Source organism: Variovorax sp. P1_H12_2, assembly GCF_056405335.1.
The window spans coordinates 1-2,156 of the sequence record NZ_JBFUCI010000655.1; the positions used below are offsets into that span (position 1 = coordinate 1).

The following is a 2,156-nucleotide window of genomic DNA, read 5'->3' on the forward strand; positions in this document are numbered from 1 at the left end:
TTGTGGAAGAACACGGCCGTCGCGACCGTGAACACGGCCAGCACGATCGACACGATGCGCGTCTTGTAGCCGACCAGCAGCAACAGGCCGAGACCCAGCTCGACGACGATCGCGATGACTGCGCCGAGTTGCGGCAACGGCAGGCCGACTGCGCCGATGTAGCCGACGATGCCGGCAAAGCCGCCGATCTTGGCGAAGCCGGCGGGCACGAAGAGCAATGCGATCAGCACGCGGCCGAGCAGCGCGAGCGAGTCTTGGGCGGCGCCGGTGGTGGCCGGAGCGGCGTACGGAGATGCGGTGGTGGTGGACATGGGATGGACTCCTCTAGGTTGAAAAAAAGTGAACTTCAGGCGGCAAGATCGAACACGAGCACTTCAGCATCCTTGGCGGCGCCGAGGGTCAGCCGGCTTTCGCCTTCGAGCAAGGCCGCATCACCCGTAGCGAGCTTCGTGCCATTGGCCTCGAGTTCGCCGCGCACGAGATGCACGTAGCTCTTGCGCTTCGGGTCCAGCGCCAGGCTGGCTTGTTCGTCGCCGTCGAGCAGGCCCGCGAACAGCCGCGCATCCGCATGCACCAGCACCGAACCGTCGGCGCCGTCGGGCGATGCGACGAGGCGCAGCTTGCCGCGCTTCTCCTCGGCCGCGAAGGTCTTCTGCTCGTACCCCGGCGCGATGCCGCGCACGTTGGGCTCGATCCAGATCTGCAGGAAGTGCGTGGTCTGGTCGGCCTTGTGGTTGAACTCGCTGTGCATCACGCCGCGGCCCGCGCTCATGCGCTGGACGTCGCCGGGCGGGATCGATTCCACGTTGCCCATGCTGTCCTTGTGCGCCAGTTCGCCCGACAGCACGTAGCTGATGATTTCCATGTCCTTGTGGCCGTGCGTGCCGAAGCCGGCACCGGCGGCGACCCGGTCCTCGTTGATCACGCGCAGGTTGCCGAAGCCCATGTGGGCCGGATCGTAGTAACCCGCAAAGGAGAAACTGTGAAAGGAACGCAGCCAGCCGTGGTCGGCATAGCCTCGTTCCTGGGATTTACGGACTTGCAACATCGTCGAACTCCTGCCCTCTCGTGGAGGGCGCTTCGAATGCCGCGCCCTGTGCGCGGCGGATGTGTGGAACTTTAGGCCCCGCGCCCCGGCCTCAAGACGTTCTGCTTTGATGGCATCATTCAATTTTTTTGAATGATCGACCGCCATGCCTACTGCCCGTGACGTGCTGACGCCCGACGCGTTCGCGATGCTGCAGACCGTGGCCAGCACGGGCAGCTTCGCCGCCGCGGCCCGCTCGCTCAACCTGGTGCCCAGCGCGCTGAGCTATCGGGTCCGCCTGATCGAGGATGCGCTCGACGTGCTGCTGTTCGACCGCAGCGGGCGCCAGGCACGGGTCACCGAAGCCGGGGTGGAGCTGCTGCGCGAATCGGCCCGGCTGCTGAGCGAGATCGACGCGGTCGCCAACCGGGTCAAGCGCATCGCGACCGGCTGGGAGCCGATGCTCACGATCGCGGTGGACAGCGTGATCGCGCGCGATCCGCTGCTCGATCTGGTGAACGCGTTCTTCGCCCTCGATCCTCCGACGCGGCTCAAGCTGCGCGACGAGACGCTGCTGGGCACCCTCGAGGCGCTGACCAGCGGCGAAGCCGATCTGGCCGTGGGCGCGGTGCTCGACGCCGCCAACCTGGCCTTCACGGCCACGGGGATCCGCAGCCGCCCGCTGGGCGAGCTGCGCTTCGTCTACGCAGTGGCGCCGCACCATCCGCTGGCGCGACTCCCCGAGCCGCTCAGCGATGCGGTGCTGCGCCAGCATCGCGCCGTGGCCGCAGCCGACTCGKCGCGGTCCGGCCCGGGCATGACGGTCAACCTGGTTGGCGGGCAGGACGTGCTCACGGTGCCGACCATGCAGGCCAAGCTGGCAGCCCAGTTGCACGGATTGGGCGGCGGCTTCCTGCCCGAACCCATGGCACGGCCGTACATCGAGGCCGGGCACCTGGTCGAACGCCGCACCGGGCGCGTGCCGCCGGTCGCCACCATGCACTGCGCCTGGCGCGTGCGCAGCGCCGGCAGCCCGGGGCGCGCGATGCAGTGGTGGCTCGAGCGCTTCGAGCATGAGGGAACGCGTCTCGCGTTGCTGGAGCGCCACCGCGGCCGCTAGGGCCTGTTC

General features: G+C 68.1%; 3 protein-coding genes. 1 reads left to right on the forward strand and 2 read right to left on the reverse strand.

The genetic code is table 11. The features are described from left to right. Positions 1-311 (reverse strand): DoxX family protein (locus AC1D2K_RS33795; RefSeq protein WP_478094692.1); only part of this gene is annotated, 311 nt, incomplete at its 3' end. 35 nt (positions 312-346) lie between these two features. After that, positions 347-1,048, reverse strand: coding sequence for a pirin family protein (locus tag AC1D2K_RS33800; protein ID WP_478094694.1), 702 nt, complete (start codon positions 1,046-1,048; stop codon positions 347-349). A 145-nt stretch (positions 1,049-1,193) separates the two neighbouring features. Between AC1D2K_RS33800 and AC1D2K_RS33805 the strand changes: the two genes are divergently transcribed. Then, positions 1,194-2,147 (forward strand): LysR family transcriptional regulator, encoded by a 954-nt coding sequence (locus AC1D2K_RS33805; protein ID WP_478094696.1) that lies wholly within the window; start codon positions 1,194-1,196, stop codon positions 2,145-2,147. Positions 2,148-2,156: the final 9 nt, after the last annotated feature.